This is a genomic window from Ruegeria sp. CH6 (assembly GCF_056537005.1).
Map to the genome: position 1 here is coordinate 1 of NZ_JBQFQS010000049.1, position 1,435 is coordinate 1,435.

Genomic DNA, 1,435 nt, shown 5'->3' on the forward strand with positions numbered 1-1,435 from the left:
AACACCGGGACGATAGCGGTTTCGGCGCAAGGAGACGCTTTTGTCCGGGCGCATGGGATTACCACTGCTGCATTGCCTTCAGGCGGCGTTCTGAGCCATGGTGGCGCGATTTCTGTTGCTGCCAACGGGGGCACGGATACGGAAGCTTATGGTATTTTCGTGGGTAGTGCTGAAGGTACGATCATTGTGACAGGTAACGTGTCTGCCACTTCAACCGGCAAGAGCTACGCGGTGTTTCTGGGCGACGGCGGCGGTACGCTAAATGCCGAAACTACCGCAGATATCAATGGGACCATTCGGGTCAGCGATCACGACGTAAACCTGAACAATGTCGGCGGACGAGTTGTCTATCGTTTCCAGGACGATGATACGACTAACGGTGCGTTCACCACTTCGGTTTCCTCAGCCTCTCAAGGTTGGTTTGTTGATGATGAAGGGGGCTCGGCACCTGTCTATGCCTCGTTCGACGCCGCTGAATTGCAGCTGAACACCAACCAGCCGTTCGAAATAGCGGGGCTTTCGTACAATCTTGCACGCCAGTTGGATAACGCCGATCTCGGCAGTGTCAGCCGCAACAAGGTTGTGCTCAGCACCCAGGGAAGCGGCCCAATCGAAGGGTTTCGGCCGTACTTCCTGATCAGTGGCAGCAGAAGTGATGGAACCGCAAGCGGCAGTTCTTCGGCACTTTCCTCAAACATGTGGAGCGTCAATGCTGGTCTGACCCGTGATCTCGGAACCGGATTGCGATACGGGTTTGGGGCCAGCTATTTCAAGAATGACGGAACCTTTGGCTCTTCGTCCTTCGACACCTCGGGTGTGTTTATCAGCGGGATCGTGGCCCAAAACTTCGGGTTTGCTGATCTGAGTTTTGGTCTTGGTTACGGTGACCTGGACAATCACGAGTCTCGCACCAACGGGAATGTTGCGACGGACGCTGACTATTCCAGCAACATGATAACTGCCTTGGTTGCGGCAGAGCGGGAGATTGCCTTGAAGAACGGCGCTATCCTGACCCCAAAGGCAAGCTTTCTGTACGGTAAAGAAAACCTGGATGGCTATACTGAGACGGGTAGTTCTGCCAACGCAACAATTGGCGACAGGGCTATCACATTCAATGAAACCCGGATTGGCGGTGAATACGCAACCTCTGTACTTGGTGGGCGTCTGTCAGCTTCATTGGCGGCAGTGCACCGGGACGCGGATGCGCCGTCAATTGTGGATGTGTCTATATTCGGGAATACGCTTGCTTTGGCCTCAGGCGGAGGGGGAACCGACACTTTCGGCGAAGTGGGACTGAACTTCGAGAAGCCTTTCGATAACGGGGGATTCCTGCATCTTGAAGCAAGGTCGACCCTCGGGGCCGACGTTTCAACTCAGGCCCTCTGGGCATCCTATGAGTGGAAGTTCTAGGAAGAAAACTCTCAAGGGCCGCTAC

1 protein-coding gene is annotated in these 1,435 nt (G+C 54.9%); it reads left to right on the forward strand.

All coding sequences use genetic code 11. The annotated features are described in order from the left end of the window. A partial coding sequence (locus ACR0CW_RS23125) for an autotransporter outer membrane beta-barrel domain-containing protein (protein WP_480789582.1) occupies positions 1 to 1,410 on the forward strand: 1,410 nt, incomplete at its 5' end. Positions 1,411 to 1,435 lie beyond the last annotated feature (25 nt).